Source organism: Marinobacter sp. UBA3607, from assembly GCF_002375525.1.
Classification (GTDB): domain Bacteria; phylum Pseudomonadota; class Gammaproteobacteria; order Pseudomonadales; family Oleiphilaceae; genus Marinobacter; species Marinobacter vinifirmus.
The window spans coordinates 1-17392 of sequence record NZ_DFLY01000023.1; the positions used below are offsets into that span (position 1 = coordinate 1).

Below are 17392 nucleotides of genomic sequence, written 5' to 3' on the forward strand. Positions count from 1 at the left end.
CGCTTCTGCTCCGCCATCCATGGCTCCGCAAATTTTTGGAAAGGCGAACCCAACCCCGCCCACCAGCTTCTGAGTTAGTCCTTTAGCGCCTGAAACCTTGCTATGGCTTCTTTTCGGGATTCTTTCAGGTCCACTATGGGTCTGGGGTAGCCTTTCGGGATAACGCCCCCCTTGGATGGATCATGAATCCGCTTGTTATCCAGTTTGGCCAACTCCGGCACCCACTGCCGAATAAATTCCCCTTTCGGGTCAAAGCGCTCGCTCTGTGTTACCGGGTTAAACACCCGGAAATAGGGCGCTGCATCTGTACCGGTTGAGGCACTCCACTGCCAGCCGCCGTTATTGGATGCTAGAAAACCATCCACCAGATTCTGCATGAACCAGGCCTCACCCAACCGCCAGTCTATGAACAGGTTCTTGGTCAGGAACATGGCGGTGATCATTCGCAGACGGTTGTGCATCCAGCCGGTCTCCTTCAGTTGGCGCGTACCGGCATCCACAATCGGGATGCCGGTACGACCTTCTTTCCAGGCCTCAAAGTGCTCCCCCGGCTCGTTCCAGACTAAAGCCTCTGTTTCTTCCTTGAACGCCCGCCCCATGCTCACTCTCGGGTAGTGGTAAAGGATGTTGATGTAAAAATCCCGCCAGGCTATTTCGTTTATCCAGGTTTCGATGCCATCACCAGAGGCACCGGACTGTTTGGCGGCGATGAGGCACTGTTTGCCGGACAGTACGCCGTTTGCCAGGTATGGCGATAGCTGGCTGGTGCCGTCCAGGGCCGGGAAGTCTCGGTTGTCTTTGTAGTCTTTGGCTCGCTCGGCCAGGAATTCTTCCAGCTGGTCGTGGGCGGCGTCTTCTCCGATGGGAACCAGGGGTTCCGGTGCATCGCTGAACGGTGCGGGTAGAGTGTCGGTCTGCTCGGCCTGTACTTCAGGGGCCTGGGCTGAGGGCGCCGGGTAAAGCGTGGGCTGGGTTTCTTCTATCCAGGTGCGCCAGCGCCGCGAAAACGGGGTAAACACCGAATAGGGTTCGTTCTGCTGGGTAAGTATCTGGCCCACCGGTGCCACGGTCTGGTCACGGTATTTGTTTACCTTTATAGACAGTTCGTCCAGGCGGTCGTGGACCTGCTTGTCGCGGCGGCGTTCGTTGAGGCCGTACTCTTCGTTGAAGTGCAGGGCGGTAATGCCATGCTCTTTGCAGAAAGATTCAAGCGTGCCGAGGCTGTCGGCAAAGGTGTCGGCGTTCAGGAATGACAAGCCTATGCCCAGCCTGGCGAGCTGCCGGGCCAGGCTGTTGGCGTGTTCCAGCACAAACTGTACCCGGGCCGCAGACCAGTCGTGTTCCTGCCACTGTGTCGGGGTAACAATAAAGCAGGCCCGAACGGGGTTGCCGCTGCGGCAGGCCGCGGTCAGGGCGGGGTTGTCGGCAAGGCGCAGATCGTTGCGGAACCAGACCAGCTGTGTCATTGGAACATCCATTTTGGCCAGAGGGTGAATAAGGGTAATTACACTCTTAAATCATTGGCTTGTATATTCGCTGCCGGGGCGATACTGGATTATAGTTAAACATCACGGCCTGCCATGAAAAGGAGCATTTTCCGCAGCATGACTGTTTACCCCGAAGGCCAGCGCGACGGTGTCTGGGCACACCCGTATCAACTGGCTTCCGGCCAGACCCAGCAACACCGGTTGGGGCATACGCATTTGTGGGTCACCCTGCTGGACCAGGAGTGGCAGGTGCGTTTTGTGGTGCAGCAGCCGGAAGATTCGGCAGACCCGCTTACCTGGTTCGAGACCATCGGCCACAGCCTGCCGTCGTCGGAAATCCCTGTTCAGCGCTTCGTGCGTTCCGGTGATAACGGCGAGGTGTGTTTTATTCCCGCAATGGCCAGCTTGCCCACAGTCATCCGCCCGTCCCAGCCTTTAACGGTACCGGCCGGTGGCCGCTGCGTGCTTTATGTGGGGACCAATCTCTGGATGAAGGTATGCGTGGGCGAAGGCCGTAGTGAGCTCACAGAAGTGCCGCTGGCGGTGCCGTCACGCACCTGGCTTGGCCGGAACTCGATGGAAGGGGAAATCTGCTACGCATCTTCCACCTATGGCCGGCTGGCCCTGGAGGCAGTACCCAAGCGGCCGTGGCGGGCGGTTACGCCAGTTACCATCATCAACCGCCGGGAAAGGCCTTTGTTGCTTGAGCGGTTCAGCCTGCCCACACCGCTGCTGTCGGTGTACCGTAACGGCCAGGGACTGCTCTGGACGCCGGGGATAACCGTCGAATGCGAAACGGATATGAACTCCGCCAGCCTGCGAATTGATCAATCAGCACCGCAGGCTGCCGGTGAATGCGAGTTGCTGGCACCGGCCAGGGAAAAACTCGCCAAGGGCCGGAGACTGGTGCGTGCGTTTGATCATATATTCGGTTAATCACGGCACAGGGAGCCGAGAAGGTGCTTGAAACGTTACAGACAACCATCGCACAGGTGATCGGAAGTATTGCCTGGGGCAAGTGGCTTTCGGCGGGCTTTTTGCTGGTGCTGGGTATTGTGCTGGCCACCTTTGTTGCCCGCAGTGTCGGCCGCCTGGTAGAAACCAGGACAACCCGCCATCACCAGGTGATGATCCGGCGGGTGTTCTTTTACCTGGTGTTTCTGCTGTTTGCCATTGCCGCGCTCAGGGAGGCCGGTTTCTCCCTGGAAGTGGTGTTGGGCGCTGCCGGTATTCTCACGGTCGCTATCGGATTTGCCTCCCAGACCTCCGCCTCCAACATCATCAGTGGCCTGTTCCTGGTGATGGAAAAGCCGTTCGAGATTGGTGACACCATCGAGGTGGATGCCACCATCGGGGAAGTGGTAGCAATCGACCTGCTCAGCGTGAAGCTCAGGACGGCCGACAACCTGTACGTGCGCATACCCAACGAAACCCTGATCAAAACCCGGGTGATCAACCGCTCCCGCTTTCCAATCCGCCGGATCGACCTGGTTCTGGGCATCGCCTACGCGGAGGACGTGGAAAAAGTGCAGGATTTGCTGCTGGAACTGGCGCAGCAGAACACCGTGTGCCTGGAAGAGCCGAAACCCTTTGTTCTGGTTACCGGGTTTGGGGCGTCTTCGGTCGATTTACAGTTCTCCTTCTGGGTGCCCAGAGAAGAATTCCTTGATGGTCGGGGCAGCATGATGATTGTCGTCAAGAAAGCCCTGGACGAGCACGGCATTGAAATACCTTTCCCCCATACCAGCGTGTATGCCGGTAGTCATTCCGAGCCCTTCCGGGTGCAATTGATGGCCCCGGAACAACAAAAAGATAAGGATTCCCCGGATGTCGACAGAAACGACTGAAGTGATCAAAACCACTCCGCCCACCGAAGCTGAAAACAAGGTGTCACTTGGCTGGCGCGAATGGGTGGGCCTGCCGGACCTGGGCATTAGCCGGATCAAGGCCAAGGTAGATACCGGCGCGCGCACCTCGTGCCTGCACACGTTCCGGACGGAACCCTACACTGAAAACGGCGAGCGCCGGGTGAAGTTCTGGGTGCACCCGATACAGAACGACCTGCACCATGTGGTGGAATGCGACGCCCGGGTGCTGGATGAACGCACCGTGTCGGATTCCGGTGGCCACAAAGAACAACGGCTGGTGATCGAAACCACCCTGGTACTGGGTGACGAGAGCTGGCCCATTGAAATGACCTTAACAAACCGGGACTCCATGCGGTTCCGGATGTTGCTGGGGCGCACTGCCATGGCGGGGCGAACCACCATTTATCCCGAAGCTTCTTACCTTGCCGGCAAGCCGGCACCAAGGAACTGATTATGAAAATTGCGGTACTGTCGCGAAACCGTCACCTGTATTCCACCCGTCGCCTGGTGGAGGAAGGCATCAATCGTGGCCACGAAGTGAAGGTGATAGACGCGCTGCATTGTTCCATGAACATCACGTCTGCCAACCCGCTGATCCATTACCACGAAGAAGTGCTGGAAGACTTCGATGTGGTGATTCCGCGAATCGGCGCCTCGGTGACGTTTTACGGCACCGCGGTGTTGCGCCAGTTCGAGATGATGGGTGTATTTCCACTCAACGAATCGGTGGCCATTACCCGCTCCCGTGACAAGCTGCGTTCCTTGCAACTGCTGGCCCGTAAGGGCGTGGGCATGCCGGTAACCGGGTTTGCCAACAAACCGGACAACGTGCCGGAGCTGCTGAAGATGGTGGGTGGCGCGCCGGTGGTCATCAAACTGCTGCAGGGTACCCAGGGCATTGGTGTGGTGCTGGCGGAAACCCGCAAAGCCGCCGAGTCTGTGATTGAAGCCTTTATGGGCCTGAAAGCCGACATCCTGGTGCAGGAATTCATCAAGGAAGCCGGCGGTGCCGATATCCGCTGCTTTGTCATCGGCGACAAGGTTATCGCCGCTATGAAGCGCCAGGGCGCGGAAGGTGAATTCCGCTCAAACCTGCACCGGGGCGGTACCGCTTCGCTGGTGCGGATTACCCCGGAAGAGCGCCGTACCGCCATTACCGCTGCCAAGGCCATGGGCCTGAACGTGGCCGGTGTGGATTTGCTGCGTTCCAGCCGTGGCCCGCTGGTGATGGAAGTAAACTCTTCACCGGGCCTGGAAGGCATCGAGAGTGCTACCGGCAAGAACGTGGCCGGCATGATCATCAACTGGACTGAAAAGAACTACAAACCCTGGAAAACCAAGACCCGGGGCAGAGGATAAGCGCGCATGGCAAGAGCACCGTTCGAGATTGCCGGAGTACAGGTAAAGCCGGGTACCCGTGTGACTGTGGAAGTTCCGGTAGCCAAACTCTACACCCACACCCCGCTGCATATTCCGGTGGAAGTGGTGCATGGCCGCCGTGACGGGCCTGTTCTGATGGTGTGTGGAGCCATTCATGGCGACGAGATCAACGGTGTGGAAATCATCCGCCGGGTACTGAAGAACGGCGCCTTGCGGCACCTTCGCGGCACCCTGGTGGCGGTGCCGATCGTCAACATTTTCGGCTTTGTGCAGCGCACCCGCTACCTGCCGGACCGGCGTGACCTGAACCGGTGTTTTCCCGGCAGCGAGAGCGGTTCGCTGGGTGGCCGTATTGCCTACCTGCTGCGCACCCAGATCATGGAAAACGTTACCCATATTATCGACTTGCACACCGGGGCCATTCATCGGTTCAACCTGCCGCAGATCCGCGCCGAGCTGAAAAACCCGGAAACCTCCCGCATGGCAGACGCCTTTGGTGCGCCTATCATTATCAATGCCGGTTTGCGGGAAGGCAGCCTGCGGGCCTACGCCGACTCACTGGATATCCCGGTGATCACCTTTGAAGGTGGCGAAGCCCTGCGCTTTGATGATGTGGTGATTGCCAGCGGCGTAAAAGGCATCATCCGGGTGATGCGCGAGCTGGAAATGGTGCCCGCCAAGAAAGGCCCGAAAGCGCCGAAAAAACGCTCGGAAACCGCCGCAAACTCACAGTGGGTGCGGGCAGATATGGACGGCATCATGCGCCCGGTGGCCAGCCTTGGCCAGAAAGTGCGTAAAGGCCAGAAGCTGGCCATGGTGGCGGACCCCTTCGGCGAAACCGAAGTGGCCATTACCTCGCCCTGTTCCGGCATTGTTATCTGTGTGAACAACCTGCCGCTGGTGAACGAGGGCGAAGCCATCTACCACATCGCCCGATTTGACGAGCTGGGTGAGGCAGAAAAAGCCATGGACTATTTCCGAAGCTCGTTCGAGAGTGAAGTATCGGAAGACGCAGTGGTGCCCGTACACCCGTGGGATGAACTGCAAAAATAGTTGTGATGGCCGCCAAAAGGAGTGCCAGATATGACATTACCGGTTCTTATCAATAACCAGTGGCAAGAAGGCAACGGGCCTTCTTTATCTTCCCTGAACCCAGCCACGGGAGAAGTGTTCTGGCAGGGTAATGCGGCCGATGAGGCCCAGGTGGCGAGTGCCGTAGAGGCCACCCGGGCGGCCAGTACCGGATGGTCCCGGGCAGGGTTTGAGCATCGGGTGGCCATCGCCCGCCGTTTTGGCGAACTGCTGGGCGAAAATAAAGAAGCCATGGCCCGCTGCATCGCTTCGGAAACCGGAAAGCCGTTCTGGGAAGCCCTGACCGAAGTGGCGGCCATGATGGGCAAAATCGAAATCTCGGTGAAAGCCTACAATGAGCGTACCGGCCAGCGCAGTACCGATATGCCGGGCGCAAAGGCTGTGCTTCGGCACAAACCCCACGGCGTGGTTGCAGTATTTGGCCCCTATAACTTCCCCGGCCACCTGCCCAACGGGCATATTGTTCCGGCCCTGATTGCCGGCAACACCGTGGTGTTCAAGCCCAGCGAACAAACCCCGGCCGTCGCCGGCAAAACAGCCGAGCTGTGGCTGGAAGCCGGGTTGCCCGCCGGAGTCCTGAACCTGGTGCAGGGCGCCAGGGAAACCGGCATCGCCCTGGCCAATCATCCGGATATTGATGGCCTGTTCTTTACCGGCAGCTCCCCGACCGGTGAAATTCTGCACCGGCAATTCGCCGGCAATCCGGGCAAAATCCTGGCCCTGGAAATGGGCGGCAACAACCCGCTGATTGTGGATGACACCGTAGACGTCACCGCCGCCGTGCACGAAACCATCCAGTCTGCCTACATTACCTCCGGCCAACGCTGCACCTGTGCCCGACGGCTGATGGTGCCGGCAGGAGAGTGGGGCGACAACTTCCTGGATGCCCTGGCCCGGGCCGTGGAAGCGATCCAGGTGGGTGGCGCCTTTGACGAGCCGGCGCCATTTATGGGCAGTGTCATTTCCGAAGCAGCCGCGCAGGGTGTGCTTGAGGCCCAGAGCCGGCTGCTGGAACTCGGTGGCCGTGCACTGGTAGCGAGCCAGCACCTGAAACCCGGCACAGGCCTGCTGTCACCGGGGCTGATTGATGTCACCGCTGCCGTGAATGTGCCCGACGAAGAGATCTTCGGGCCGGTACTTCAGGTTTACCGCTACCGGGACTTTGACGAAGCGATTCGACAGGCCAACAACACCCGTTTCGGGCTGTCTGCCGGTTTATTCAGTGAAAGCCGGGAGGGCTTTGAAGACTTCTACGACCGGATTCGGGCCGGCATCGTTAACTGGAACAAGCAGCTGACCGGTGCTTCCAGTGCCGCGCCCTTCGGTGGCATCGGCGCCAGCGGAAACCACCGTGCCAGTGCTTACTACGCGGCAGACTACTGCTCGTATCCGGTGGCGGGCATTGAGGCAGACCAACTGGCGTTGCCGGCCAGTCTGTCGCCCGGCCTTAAAATCATTTAAACAGGCTTTAGCGCTGGCTTCCGGTTGCGGTGAAGAAGGAAAGAAACTGTCTCTCCTCGATCTGCGCCTCGTGCAGCGTAACCGGCCGGAACCTGAGCGTTGTGCCTGGTGTTCGCTGGGCCAGGGCATCCAGGCTGCGGGGTGTAACGGCTCCGAGCTTTGGATATCCGCCGATGGTCTGGCGGTCATTGAGCAGCACGATCGGTTGCCCGTCGGCCGGAACCTGAATGGCGCCCAGGCTGGTGCCTTCTGAGATCAGGCGCTCTCCCAGCGGTTCCAGTGCCGGGCCTTTCAGGCGCGCACCCATGCGGTCGGTTTGCCGGGTCAGGGTGTAGGGATTGTTGAAAAAGGTGTCGAGAACGGACGCAGGAAAACGGTCGATCTGGGCACAAGGAATCACCGAAAGCACCAGCTCTTCCTTATAGTCCGGCCGCCAGCGCTCCGAGACTTTTCGGTTCAGAACCCTGGCGCTATCCGCGTGGCAGGGCAGGTGGTCGCCTTCCTGCAGTGGGCGACCATCCTGATTCAGGCCTCCGAGCCCCTCTCGCGTAAACGTGGCACAGCTGTTACCCAGCCCCGGCGCTACCTGAAACCCGCCAAGCACTGCCAGATAGTTTCTTATCCCCACCTTCGGTGCACTGAGGGCAATTCTGTCGCCGGCCTGAATATTGATAACGCTCCAGAGCGGCCGGGACTCGCCGTTAACCCGGCATTGTACTTCTGCTCCGGTAATCGCGATCTGGGTAGCAAGGTGACTGGTGAACTCAACCCCGCCGAAAGTGATTTCCAGCGCGGGCGTGCCGAAGGGATTATCCAGCAACCGGTTGGCCCAGGCCCAGGCGTTCCGGTCCATGGCGCCGCCAGTCGCCAGCCCCAGGTGCATCACACCCTGGCGCCCGCCATCCTGCAGCAAACTGAGAAAGCCGGGTTTTGTAAAAGTCAGGCCTGGCTGGGTGCTCATAGCTGGCCTCCGAGTGCCAGGTATTCCTCCCGGCCGATGGGCCGAAAGCGAACCCGCTGGCCGGCTTGAAGCAGGGAAGGCTGGCCCCGGCCAGGATCAAACAGCGTCAGAGGCGTTCGGCCGATCAGGTTCCAGCCACCGGGGGACTGCAGCGGATAGATGGCGGTTTGGGTATCTGCAATGCCCAGGGTTCCGGCTGGTACCCTGGCGCGCGGCGTTGCCAGGCGAGGTGTGGCCAGCTCCGCCGGTACTTCACCCAGATAGGCAAAACCGGGCGCAAAGCCGATGGCAAACACGTAGTACTCTTCAGCAGAATGCTTCTGGATGACCTGTTCCCTTGATAACCCGGCCTTGGCCGCAACCGCGTCGAGGTCCGGCCCTGTGGAGGGATCATAGTAAACCGGAATCTCTACAACATCGCCTTTGGCCGCGTTGGTTCCAACCTCGGGAAGCGTTGCTAACGCGTTGGTGATATCCGCCACCAGCGAGGCCAGGTCATCTTCCAGCACGTTGTAGCGCAGCAGCAGCGTGGTATAGGAAGGCACCATATCGATCAACCGGGGGCCCAGCCTGTGCGAAAGTGCCCGGGCGGCCCGCTGGATCCGCTCGGTCAGCGCAATATCAATAGCATCACCGAAGTGAAGCGTAATGGTATCAACGCCGGTTACTTCATATCGCCAGAACATTGCGGCTGTTCTCCGGGGGCTTTGGGTGGCTCTTTCCATGCGAAGAATACTATCTGACCCCCGAGGTATCACAAAGCCTGTTACCACGGGCCGAGTGTGTTTCAAAGAACTGAGTTGATGGGTGGAATCCCACCCAAATCGACTTCCATGACGGGTGAGATTTCACCCAACGGATGCCGGCGGCGCCGGCCTCAAAAATCCAACAGTCTGTTTTATAAGTATTTTCCCTGACTGGCCCGCTGCTTGCTCCCATATTTGCCAGCGAGGCCATCAAGGTCTCTCCAGCACCCAACCAACAAAATGAATCGGGAGCATTCCTTTATGAAACTTCAAACCGTTCTGGCGGCTGCGCTCGCCACCTCCGTTGTTGCAGGCCCTGTGGTTGCCCAGGACCGTGACGGCTGGCCGGATAACTTCACTGTCGGTACTGCCAGTCAGGGCGGCACCTACTTTGCCTACGGCTCTGGCTGGGCGAACTTCGTGGCTGAAAACCTGGGCGTATCCGGCGGTGCCGAAATCACCGGCGGCCCGGTTCAGAACATGGCACTGGTGCACACCGGTGACCTGAAGTTTGGCCTGACCACCATGGGCCCGGCCCGGGAATCCCGTGACGGCGAAAGCCCGCTGGCTCCGGGTATGAAGATGGATAACGTGTGCGCGATGTTCCCGATGTATGAAACCCCGTTCTCCATTACCGCCCTGTCCAGCTCCGGCATTGCGTCTATCTCTGATATCCCGGATGGCGCCACCATCGGCTTTGGCCCGGCCGGTTCAACTTCTGACACCTACTTCCCGCGCATGATGGAAACCCTGGGTGTGAAGTTCGAGCGTCGTAACGGTAGCTGGTCTGATCTGGGCGGCCAGCTGCAGGATGGCCTGATTGACGTGGTGGCCTTTGCCGCCGGTATTCCGATTCCGGCTGTTAGCCAGCTGGAAGTGCAGACTGACGTGAACATCATCGGCATGAACGATGACGAGGCGAAGAAGGTGATCGAAAACTTCCCGGTCTCCGAGTTCATCATCCCGGCCAGCACTTACCAGTCCCTGGAGGAGCCGTCCCGCGTGGTGTCCATGTGGAACTTCGCCATGGTGAACTGCGACATGCCGGAAAGCTTCGTGTATGAAATCACCAAGCTGACCATGGAAAACAATGACAAGATGGTGTCTATCCACAAAGCCGCCCGTCATTCCATTCCCGAGAACTACACCAAGAACAACGTGCTGCCCTGGCATCCGGGTGCTGCCCGCTGGTTTAACGAAAACGGTTACACCATCGAAGCAAGCGCCATCAAGCAGTAAGGCCTGAGCCCGGGGTGCCTGCATGGCGCCCCGGGTCTGGTTGTTCGAATTACCGCCTTACCTCCAGGCAGGACTTAACATGACCAAAGAACACACGCATTCCGAGGGTGAACAGCAACTGGCTGAGAACCTGACGATCAACGAAGACCACCTGCTTGCCCACAACGTGGATGAAGAGCCGGTTGAAGCCAACCGCCGGATGTTCACCGGGTTGCTGCTCAAGTTTGTGGTAATGCTGGCCATCGCCTACTCGGTGTTCCACCTGTACACCCTGAACGTAGCGCCCATGGAAACCTGGTCGTTCCGGATTGTGCACGTAGCCGGTGCCCTGGTACTGGGCTTTATCCTGTTTGCCGGCGCCCGCTTTGTATCAGCCGAAGAAGGCCCTGCCCGGCACAAGTGGACCACCTGGATTGGCGGCGCAGCCATGATTCCTGCGTTGTACGCCCTGTACCAGACCTGGTCTTTCAACCAGATGGTCCAGAACGGCACCATGCGTATTCCTGCCGAGCTGGAAACCTGGCATTTTGGCTGGCCGTTGCTGGCGGCGTCTGCCATTGGCATTGTCATGAGCTGGTTCCACCAGCGTGACCGCGCCCGCTTCAGCGTGCCCGACCTGGTGCTGATTGTGTGTTCAGTTGCAGTTGCCGCCTACCTGCTGATTGTCTTTAACACCTCCATGCGGATGACCACCGGCACGGCGTTTGCCCCGGTCGGCATTTCCTTTGCCGCAGTTGCCGGCACCGCGCTGATTATGGAACTGACCCGCCGGGTGGCTGGCCTGGCCCTGGTGGTTATCGGGCTGGTGTTCCTGGTTTATGTGTTCGCCGGGCCGTACCTTCCGGGCTTCCTGGGTTATCCGGGGCTGTCTGCCCAGCGTTTCTTCAGCCAGGTGTACACCGATGCGGGCATTCTTGGGCCCACCACCGCGGTGTCATCTACCTACATCATTCTGTTCATCATCTTTGCGGCCTTTTTGCAGGCCTCCAAGGTGGGTGACTACTTTGTGAACTTTGCCTTTGCAGCAGCCGGTCGCTCCCGTGGGGGCCCTGCCAAGGTGGCGATTTTTGCCTCCGGCCTGATGGGTATGATCAACGGCACCAGTGCCGGTAACGTGGTGTCTACCGGTTCCCTGACCATTCCGCTGATGAAGCGGGTAGGTTACAGCAAGGAATCGGCTGGTGCGGTGGAGGCTGCAGCCTCTACCGGTGGCCAGATCATGCCGCCGATCATGGGTGCCGGCGCCTTCATCATGGCGGAGATTACCGGTATTCCCTATACCGAGATTGCCATTGCCGCGATTATTCCGGCCATCCTGTACTTCGCGTCTGTGTTCTTCATGGTGGACTTTGAAGCCAAGAAGCTGGGCATGCGTGGAATGCGCAGTGACGAACTGCCGAACCTGCGCCTGATGATGCGCCAGGTGTACCTGTTTGCACCGATCATTATCCTGATTGTGGCGCTGTTCCAGGGCTACTCCGTGATTCGGGCCGGCACCCTGGCGACCGTATCTGCAGCGGTGGTGAGCTGGATTTCACCCAACAAGATGGGGTTGAAGTCTATCCTTCGGGCCTTTGAAATCGCCGCCTACATGTCTATCCAGATCATCGTGGTGTGTGCCGCGGCGGGTATCATTGTGGGAGTTATCTCCCTGACCGGTGTGGGTGCGCGTTTCTCGGTACTGCTGCTGGATGTGGCCGCCCACAGCCATCTGCTGGCACTGGTGTTTGCCATGTTCATCTCGATCTTGCTGGGTATGGGCATGCCAACCACGGCCGCCTATGCGGTGGCGGCCTCTGTGGTAGCGCCGGGCCTGGTGCAGCTGGGTATCGAGCCACTGACCGCGCACTTCTTCGTGTTCTACTTTGCCGTGGTGTCTGCCATCACGCCGCCGGTTGCCCTGGCGTCTTACGCTGCGGCCGGTATTTCCGGTGCCAATGCCATGTCTACCTCGGTAGCGTCGTTCCGCATCGGTATTGCCGCGTTCATCGTGCCGTTCATGTTCTTCTATAACGGTGCGCTGTTGATGGAAGCCGGCTGGGTCGAGATCGCCCGGGCACTGGTTACCGCTACCTTCGGCGTGTACCTGTTGTCTGCCGGTGTGCTGGGCTGGTTTGCCCGCTCTGCCGCCCCGGTTCTGGTGCGCCTGTTGCTTGTCGCCGCTGCGCTGATGACCATCGAAGGCGGAGTGTGGACAGACCTGGCCGGTATCGGGCTTGCGGTGGTGGCGTTCCTGATCCAGCGCAAGCGGGCACCCGGGTTGGCTGCGGCCTGATATGGCAAGGCAAGGGCAGGGCAGCGGTCATGACGGCCTGTTGTCCTGCCCGGATTCCGGCGCTAGTCTAGAGGCTTTGCCGGAATCCGAACCCATGCTTAACCGGATCAGCATTACTGTTGTTCTGATTATTACCCTGCTGCTGTCCTGGCTGCTCGGGGGCTGGTCTGGTTACCGGCAACTGGAGCAGGACAGCCTGCAGGAAGCCTTTCGTTATCGCCAGCTGGTCGCCAACGAGCTTAACCGCTACCTGCCGGTGCCTGCCCTGATTGCCGAACACCCCCTGCTGGCGGACGCCCTGAAAGAACCGGATAACGCCGTTACCCTGCTCCGCGCCAACGAGCAGATGCAGCGGATGGCCACCATTGTGGGCGGCTCCGATATCTACCTGATGGACCTGACCGGGATGACCATTGCGGCCAACAATTTTGGCCAGCCAAATACTTTTGTGGGCAACAATTACGCCTTCCGGCCGTATTTTTCAGAAGCGGTTGCCACCGGCGGGTCGGTAGCCTACTTCGCCCTGGGCAATATCTCCTCGGAGCGGGGCCTGTATTTCACCAACCCGGTTCGTGACCAGCGCGGCAATATGCTGGGTGTTGTTGCTATCAAGGTTCTGGTACACGAGCTGGAATCCCAGTGGCACCGGCCGGAATCCCGCCAGCAGGCGGAGATGGTGGTGCTGGATGGCGACGGCATCAGCTTTTTGTCCAGCCGGACGGACTGGCTCTATCGGGATTTCAGGCCGACGGATAATGCCGAAGAGAATGCCAGGGTTCGCCAGCGCTATCCCGAGCGGGAACTGAAGCCCGTTGACTTTGTGGAGCAGGGCAAGCCCTGGGTGCTGGCGGACGAGTCAGCCCGCATCCGGTTAAGAGAAAGTGACAAGGCCGGAACCTACCTGACGGTTGAAACCGGTTTGCCCCGGCTGGACTGGAGCCTGCTGGTGCTGACTGACACCCGGCCGATACTGTGGACCCGCATCGGGTTTATGGCCGGTGGCCTGGCCCTGTTCCTGGCCTGTTTCCTGACCTGGCTGTACCTGCGCGAGCGTTATCGCCGGGAGCGGGAGCTGGCACTCAGGGGTGAACAGCTGGAGCGCCGGGTGGCCCAGCGCACCGCAGATCTCCGTGAAACCCAGCAGGAGCTGATCCAGGCCGCCAAGCTGGCGGTACTGGGCCAGATGTCCGCCGGCCTGAACCATGAAATCAACCAGCCCCTGACGGCGATCCAGGCCTATGCCCGTAACAGCCGGAAGTTCCTGGAGCGGGGTGCCACCGACATGGTGGATGCCAACCTGGGAGAGATTGTTGCCCTGTGCGACAAGATGGCGGAGCTGATCCGGCAGTTCAAGGTGTTCGCCCGCAAGTCTGAGGGGCCGCCGTCCGTGGTGGATCTGCGCCTGCCGGTTGATGCGGCGCTGAAGATTATCCGCGCCCAGAACGCCAGCGAGGGCATTAACATTCGCTGGCAGCGACCGGACAACCCGGTGATGTGCCACGGTGACCTGATCCGGGTGGAGCAGGTGATGGTTAACCTGCTGGCCAATGCGGTCCAGGCGGTGGAAGGCTGCGAGCAACCGCAGATTGATATCCTGGTTGCCGATGAAGACGACGACTGGCGCTGCGTGGTGAAGGATAACGGCCATGGCTTGCCGGGTAATTCCGAGCAGGTGTTCGAGCCGTTCTTTACCACCCGATCGGTCAAGCAGGGGCTGGGGCTCGGCCTGTCGATTTCCCGGCAGATTGTCGAAGCACTTGGCGGCAGCCTGACCGGCCAGAACCGGGTCGACGGCCCCGGGGCGGAGTTTGTTCTGACACTGAAACAGCGTAAGGCAGAGGGATGACAATACCATCAGTGATTTTTGTGGATGATGACCCGGATATCCGGCCGGTTATGGAACAAACCCTCACCCTGGAAGATATCCCGGTAGCCTGTTTTGCCGACGGAGCATCGGCGCTGAAGCTGGTGCAGCCAGAGTTCGAAGGCATCGTCCTGTGCGACTACAACATGCCGGGCATGGATGGCATGCAGCTGTTGCACGAGGTACGGAAGATTGATGAAGACATCCCGGTGATTCTGCTCACCGGCCAGGGCGACATCAGCACGGCGGTGTCGGCCATGCAGCAGGGGGCCTATGACTTCATTGAAAAGCCCTTTGACCACGATGAGCTGATCGAACTGCTGCGGCACGCCCTGGAAAAACGGCACCTGGCACTGGAAAACCGGCGCCTGAAGGCCCAGTTGCGGCAGCTGGCCAAGCCCGGGCCGCGGGTTTTGGGTGATTCGCCGGCGATGCAGGCGGTAATGTCGACCATCGGGCCGATCCTGGATATTTCCGCAAACGTGCTGCTGCATGGTGAAACCGGTTCCGGTAAGGATGCCCTGGCCCGGTACATTCACGAAAGCAGCCCCCGCAGTGCCCACAACTTTGTCGCCATCAACTGCGGCGCGGTGCCCGAAAACCTGATCGAGAGTGAGCTGTTCGGCCACGAAGCCGGGGCCTTCACCGGTGCCGAGAAGCGGCGGATCGGCAAGATTGAGCATGCCCACCGGGGTACTTTGTTCCTGGATGAAGTGGAAAGCATGCCCATGGCGCTGCAGGTGAAACTGCTTCGGGTGCTTGAGGAGTTGCGGGTGGAGCGGCTGGGCAGCAACCAGTCAATAGATGTGGATGTGCGCATTATTGCTGCCACCAAGGCCGACCTGAAACAGCTCAGCGATGAGGGAGAGTTCCGGTCTGATCTCTACTACCGGCTGAATGTGGTGAAGGTGGACATTCCGCCCCTGCGGGAGCGCAAGGAAGACATTCCCACGCTGTTTCACCACTTTGCCCTGATTGCCGCCGCCCGTTACGACCGGGAGAGCGTTCCGCTGGATGCCCGGCAGGCGGCCCGGCTGATGCAGCACTCCTGGCCGGGCAACGTGCGGGAATTGCGGAACCTGGCGGAGCGTTACGTACTGCTGGGGCCGGCAGCCCTGGATGGTGGTGACAGTTCCGAACAGGGCAACCTGTCCGGCCGCCAGACACTATCCGAGATGATGGACGGGTTTGAACGCACGGCCATCGTGAGCGCGCTCAACGCCAGCCATGGCAGTATCAAAGACACCATGCTTCAGCTGGGAATTGCCCGCAAAACCCTGTACGACAAGATGAAGAAGCACGGTCTGGACAAGGCCCAGTTCAAAGACTAGCGCCCCTCAATCAGGGCGCAATCTTCTTCTTTAGTGCCTTGGTCAGCGGCCGTGGCAAACTCGGCAGCGACTTCAGCAGCCAGGGCAGTACCTTCCGTTTAACGCCATTCAGTGACTCCGGCACCACCGCTTCAATGAGGTGGGGCCCGGGGTGCGCCTGGGCGTACTCCATGGCTTTGATCAACTCTTCCGCCGTGCGCACTCGCACACCGTGCACACCCATGCTCTGGGCCAGCTGGGCGTAGTGGGTGACCGGCCCGCTGATGTCCAGCTGGGACTTTGCCTTGGCGCCGGCTTCTTCTGCGCCTACTCGTTCCAGCTCCACGTTCAGGATGGAGTAGGAGGCGTTGTTGAAGATGATGCTGGTCACGTTCAGGTTTTCCCTCGCCATGGTCCACAGGGCCTGGATGGTGTACATGGCGGTGCCGTCGCCGATCAGGGCGAACACCGGGCGGTCCGGGCAGGCGATGGCGGCGCCCACGGCATTAGGCAGACCCTGGCCGATGGCGCCCCCGGTGAGGGTGATCATGTCGTGGCGCGGAGCGCCTGCGGTCATGGCGTTGAGCATCAACCCGGAGGTGATGGATTCATCCACGATGATGCTGTTCTCCGGCATCAGCTCGCCCATGGCCCGGCACACTTTTTCAGCGGTCAGCTTGCCCTTGGGCAGTCCCGGCCGGCCTTCGGCCTGCAGCCTGGGCTCGGCACCGGCCGCGCCCAGGGCTTCAGCCAGTTTGTTCAGGCTGGCGGCGGCGTCTTGCTCCGGAGTGCTGAGCGTGAGGGCGGTGCAGTTGTCAGGCACCAGGTAACTCTGCTTGCCCGGGTAGCCAAAGAACGACACCGGCGCCTTGGCGTCTACCAGCACCAGGTGGTCGAATTCAGACAGCTGCAGGGTGGCCAGCTCTGCCAGGTAGGCAATTCGTTCCACCGGCGGTAAGCCGGCTCCCCGTTCAATTCGGGTCGGGAAGGTTTCGGCAAACAGGGTAACGCCACTGTGGGCGGCAATGCGGGCCGCGGCCATCAATGCCGGCTCGCGCAGGGCGCGGCCACCGAGTAACAGGGCGGTTTTCCGGCCACTGGCGATGGCGTCTTTTACCGCCTGAACGGCGGCATCGTCCGCCGCCTGGGCTTCCGGCTGTGGCAGTGGCGCACAGGGTTGGCCGCCTTCGCCCCAGGATACATCGGCGGGCAGGATCAGGGTCGCTACCTGCCCGGGCAGGCCCTTGGCCACTGCGATGGCTTCGGCGGCGTCCTCGCACAGGGCTTCGGTGCTTTGAGAGGTGCGCACAAAGCCCGGAGACACGTTGCGGGCCACGGTTTTGATGTCGGATTGCAGCTGGGCGTCGTACTTCACATGGTAGGTGGCGTGGTCGCCAACAATGTTCACCACCGGCACCTTGCCTTTGCGGGCGTTGTGCAGGTTGGCCAGGCCATTGCCCAGGCCGCAGCCCAGGTGCAGCAGCGTTGCTGCCGGCTTGTCGGCCATGCGGGCGTAGCCGTCGGCCGCACCGGTGGCCACACCTTCAAACAGGGCCAGTACGGCGCGCATTTTCGGCTCGCTGTCCAGGGCGGCCACAAAGTGCATCTCGCTGGTGCCGGGGTTGGTAAAGCAGACTTCAATGCCGGCATCGACCAGTGTTTTCATCAAGGCTTGGGCGCCGTTTGGCATGTTCTCTCTCCTGATCCTG

14 protein-coding genes are annotated in these 17392 nt (G+C 60.2%); 10 read left to right on the forward strand and 4 right to left on the reverse strand.

Annotated features, from left to right (window positions below; all coding sequences use genetic code 11):
- Positions 1-74 precede the first annotated feature (74 nt).
- Positions 75-1466, reverse strand: a complete 1392-nt coding sequence (gene phrB, locus B2589_RS08055) for a deoxyribodipyrimidine photo-lyase (protein ID WP_286816201.1) — start codon at positions 1464-1466, stop codon at positions 75-77.
- Between the two features lie 138 nt (positions 1467-1604).
- Between phrB and B2589_RS08060 the strand changes: the two genes are divergently transcribed.
- The 6 genes from B2589_RS08060 to astD are packed head-to-tail and all read left to right on the forward strand — an operon-like array spanning position 1605 to position 7288.
- Complete coding sequence (locus B2589_RS08060; RefSeq protein ID WP_286816202.1) at positions 1605-2423, forward strand: hypothetical protein; 819 nt, start codon at positions 1605-1607, stop codon at positions 2421-2423.
- Positions 2424-2446: 23 nt separating this feature from the next.
- On the forward strand, positions 2447-3334 hold the full coding sequence (locus B2589_RS08065) for a mechanosensitive ion channel family protein (RefSeq protein ID WP_286816203.1): 888 nt from the start codon (positions 2447-2449) through the stop codon (positions 3332-3334).
- The gene (locus B2589_RS08070) at positions 3315-3806 is read left to right on the forward strand and encodes an ATP-dependent zinc protease (protein WP_286816204.1); all 492 of its coding nucleotides are present in this window, start codon (positions 3315-3317) and stop codon (positions 3804-3806) included. Before B2589_RS08065 ends, B2589_RS08070 begins: the two co-directional genes overlap by 20 nt.
- 2 nt (positions 3807-3808) lie before the next feature.
- The gene (gene rimK / locus B2589_RS08075) at positions 3809-4714 is read left to right on the forward strand and encodes a 30S ribosomal protein S6--L-glutamate ligase (RefSeq protein WP_286816205.1); all 906 of its coding nucleotides are present in this window, start codon (positions 3809-3811) and stop codon (positions 4712-4714) included.
- A 6-nt stretch (positions 4715-4720) separates the two neighbouring features.
- Entirely contained in the window at positions 4721-5788 is a 1068-nt protein-coding gene (locus B2589_RS08080) for a succinylglutamate desuccinylase/aspartoacylase family protein (protein ID WP_058340343.1), read from the forward strand.
- A 30-nt stretch (positions 5789-5818) separates the two neighbouring features.
- Positions 5819-7288 (forward strand): succinylglutamate-semialdehyde dehydrogenase, encoded by a 1470-nt coding sequence (gene astD, locus B2589_RS08085; protein WP_286816206.1) that lies wholly within the window; start codon positions 5819-5821, stop codon positions 7286-7288.
- Between the two features lie 7 nt (positions 7289-7295).
- Here the strand turns inward: astD and B2589_RS08090 are convergent, their stop codons facing one another.
- Together B2589_RS08090 and pxpB are read right to left on the reverse strand one after the other, a co-directional pair.
- Positions 7296-8249, reverse strand: a complete 954-nt coding sequence (locus B2589_RS08090) for a biotin-dependent carboxyltransferase family protein (RefSeq protein WP_286816207.1) — start codon at positions 8247-8249, stop codon at positions 7296-7298.
- A complete protein-coding gene (gene pxpB, locus B2589_RS08095; RefSeq protein WP_286816208.1) occupies positions 8246-8935 on the reverse strand; it encodes a 5-oxoprolinase subunit PxpB in 690 nt (229 codons plus the stop codon). Before pxpB ends, B2589_RS08090 begins: the two co-directional genes overlap by 4 nt.
- Before the next feature lie 321 nt (positions 8936-9256).
- Between pxpB and B2589_RS08100 the strand changes: the two genes are divergently transcribed.
- From B2589_RS08100 to B2589_RS08115, 4 genes are all read left to right on the forward strand, one after another.
- Positions 9257-10234, forward strand: a complete 978-nt coding sequence (locus tag B2589_RS08100) for a TAXI family TRAP transporter solute-binding subunit (protein WP_094624636.1) — start codon at positions 9257-9259, stop codon at positions 10232-10234.
- A gap of 79 nt (positions 10235-10313) precedes the next feature.
- A complete protein-coding gene (locus B2589_RS08105; RefSeq protein ID WP_094624637.1) occupies positions 10314-12509 on the forward strand; it encodes a TRAP transporter permease in 2196 nt (731 codons plus the stop codon).
- A 94-nt stretch (positions 12510-12603) separates the two neighbouring features.
- Positions 12604-14355, forward strand: a complete 1752-nt coding sequence (locus B2589_RS08110) for a sensor histidine kinase (protein ID WP_286816312.1) — start codon at positions 12604-12606, stop codon at positions 14353-14355.
- A complete protein-coding gene (locus B2589_RS08115; RefSeq protein WP_273134182.1) occupies positions 14352-15704 on the forward strand; it encodes a sigma-54-dependent transcriptional regulator in 1353 nt (450 codons plus the stop codon). The genes B2589_RS08110 and B2589_RS08115 overlap by 4 nt, the downstream gene beginning before the upstream one ends.
- Positions 15705-15714: 10 nt before the next feature.
- Here the strand turns inward: B2589_RS08115 and B2589_RS08120 are convergent, their stop codons facing one another.
- Entirely contained in the window at positions 15715-17373 is a 1659-nt protein-coding gene (locus B2589_RS08120; RefSeq protein ID WP_286816209.1) for an acetolactate synthase large subunit, read from the reverse strand.
- Positions 17374-17392 lie beyond the last annotated feature (19 nt).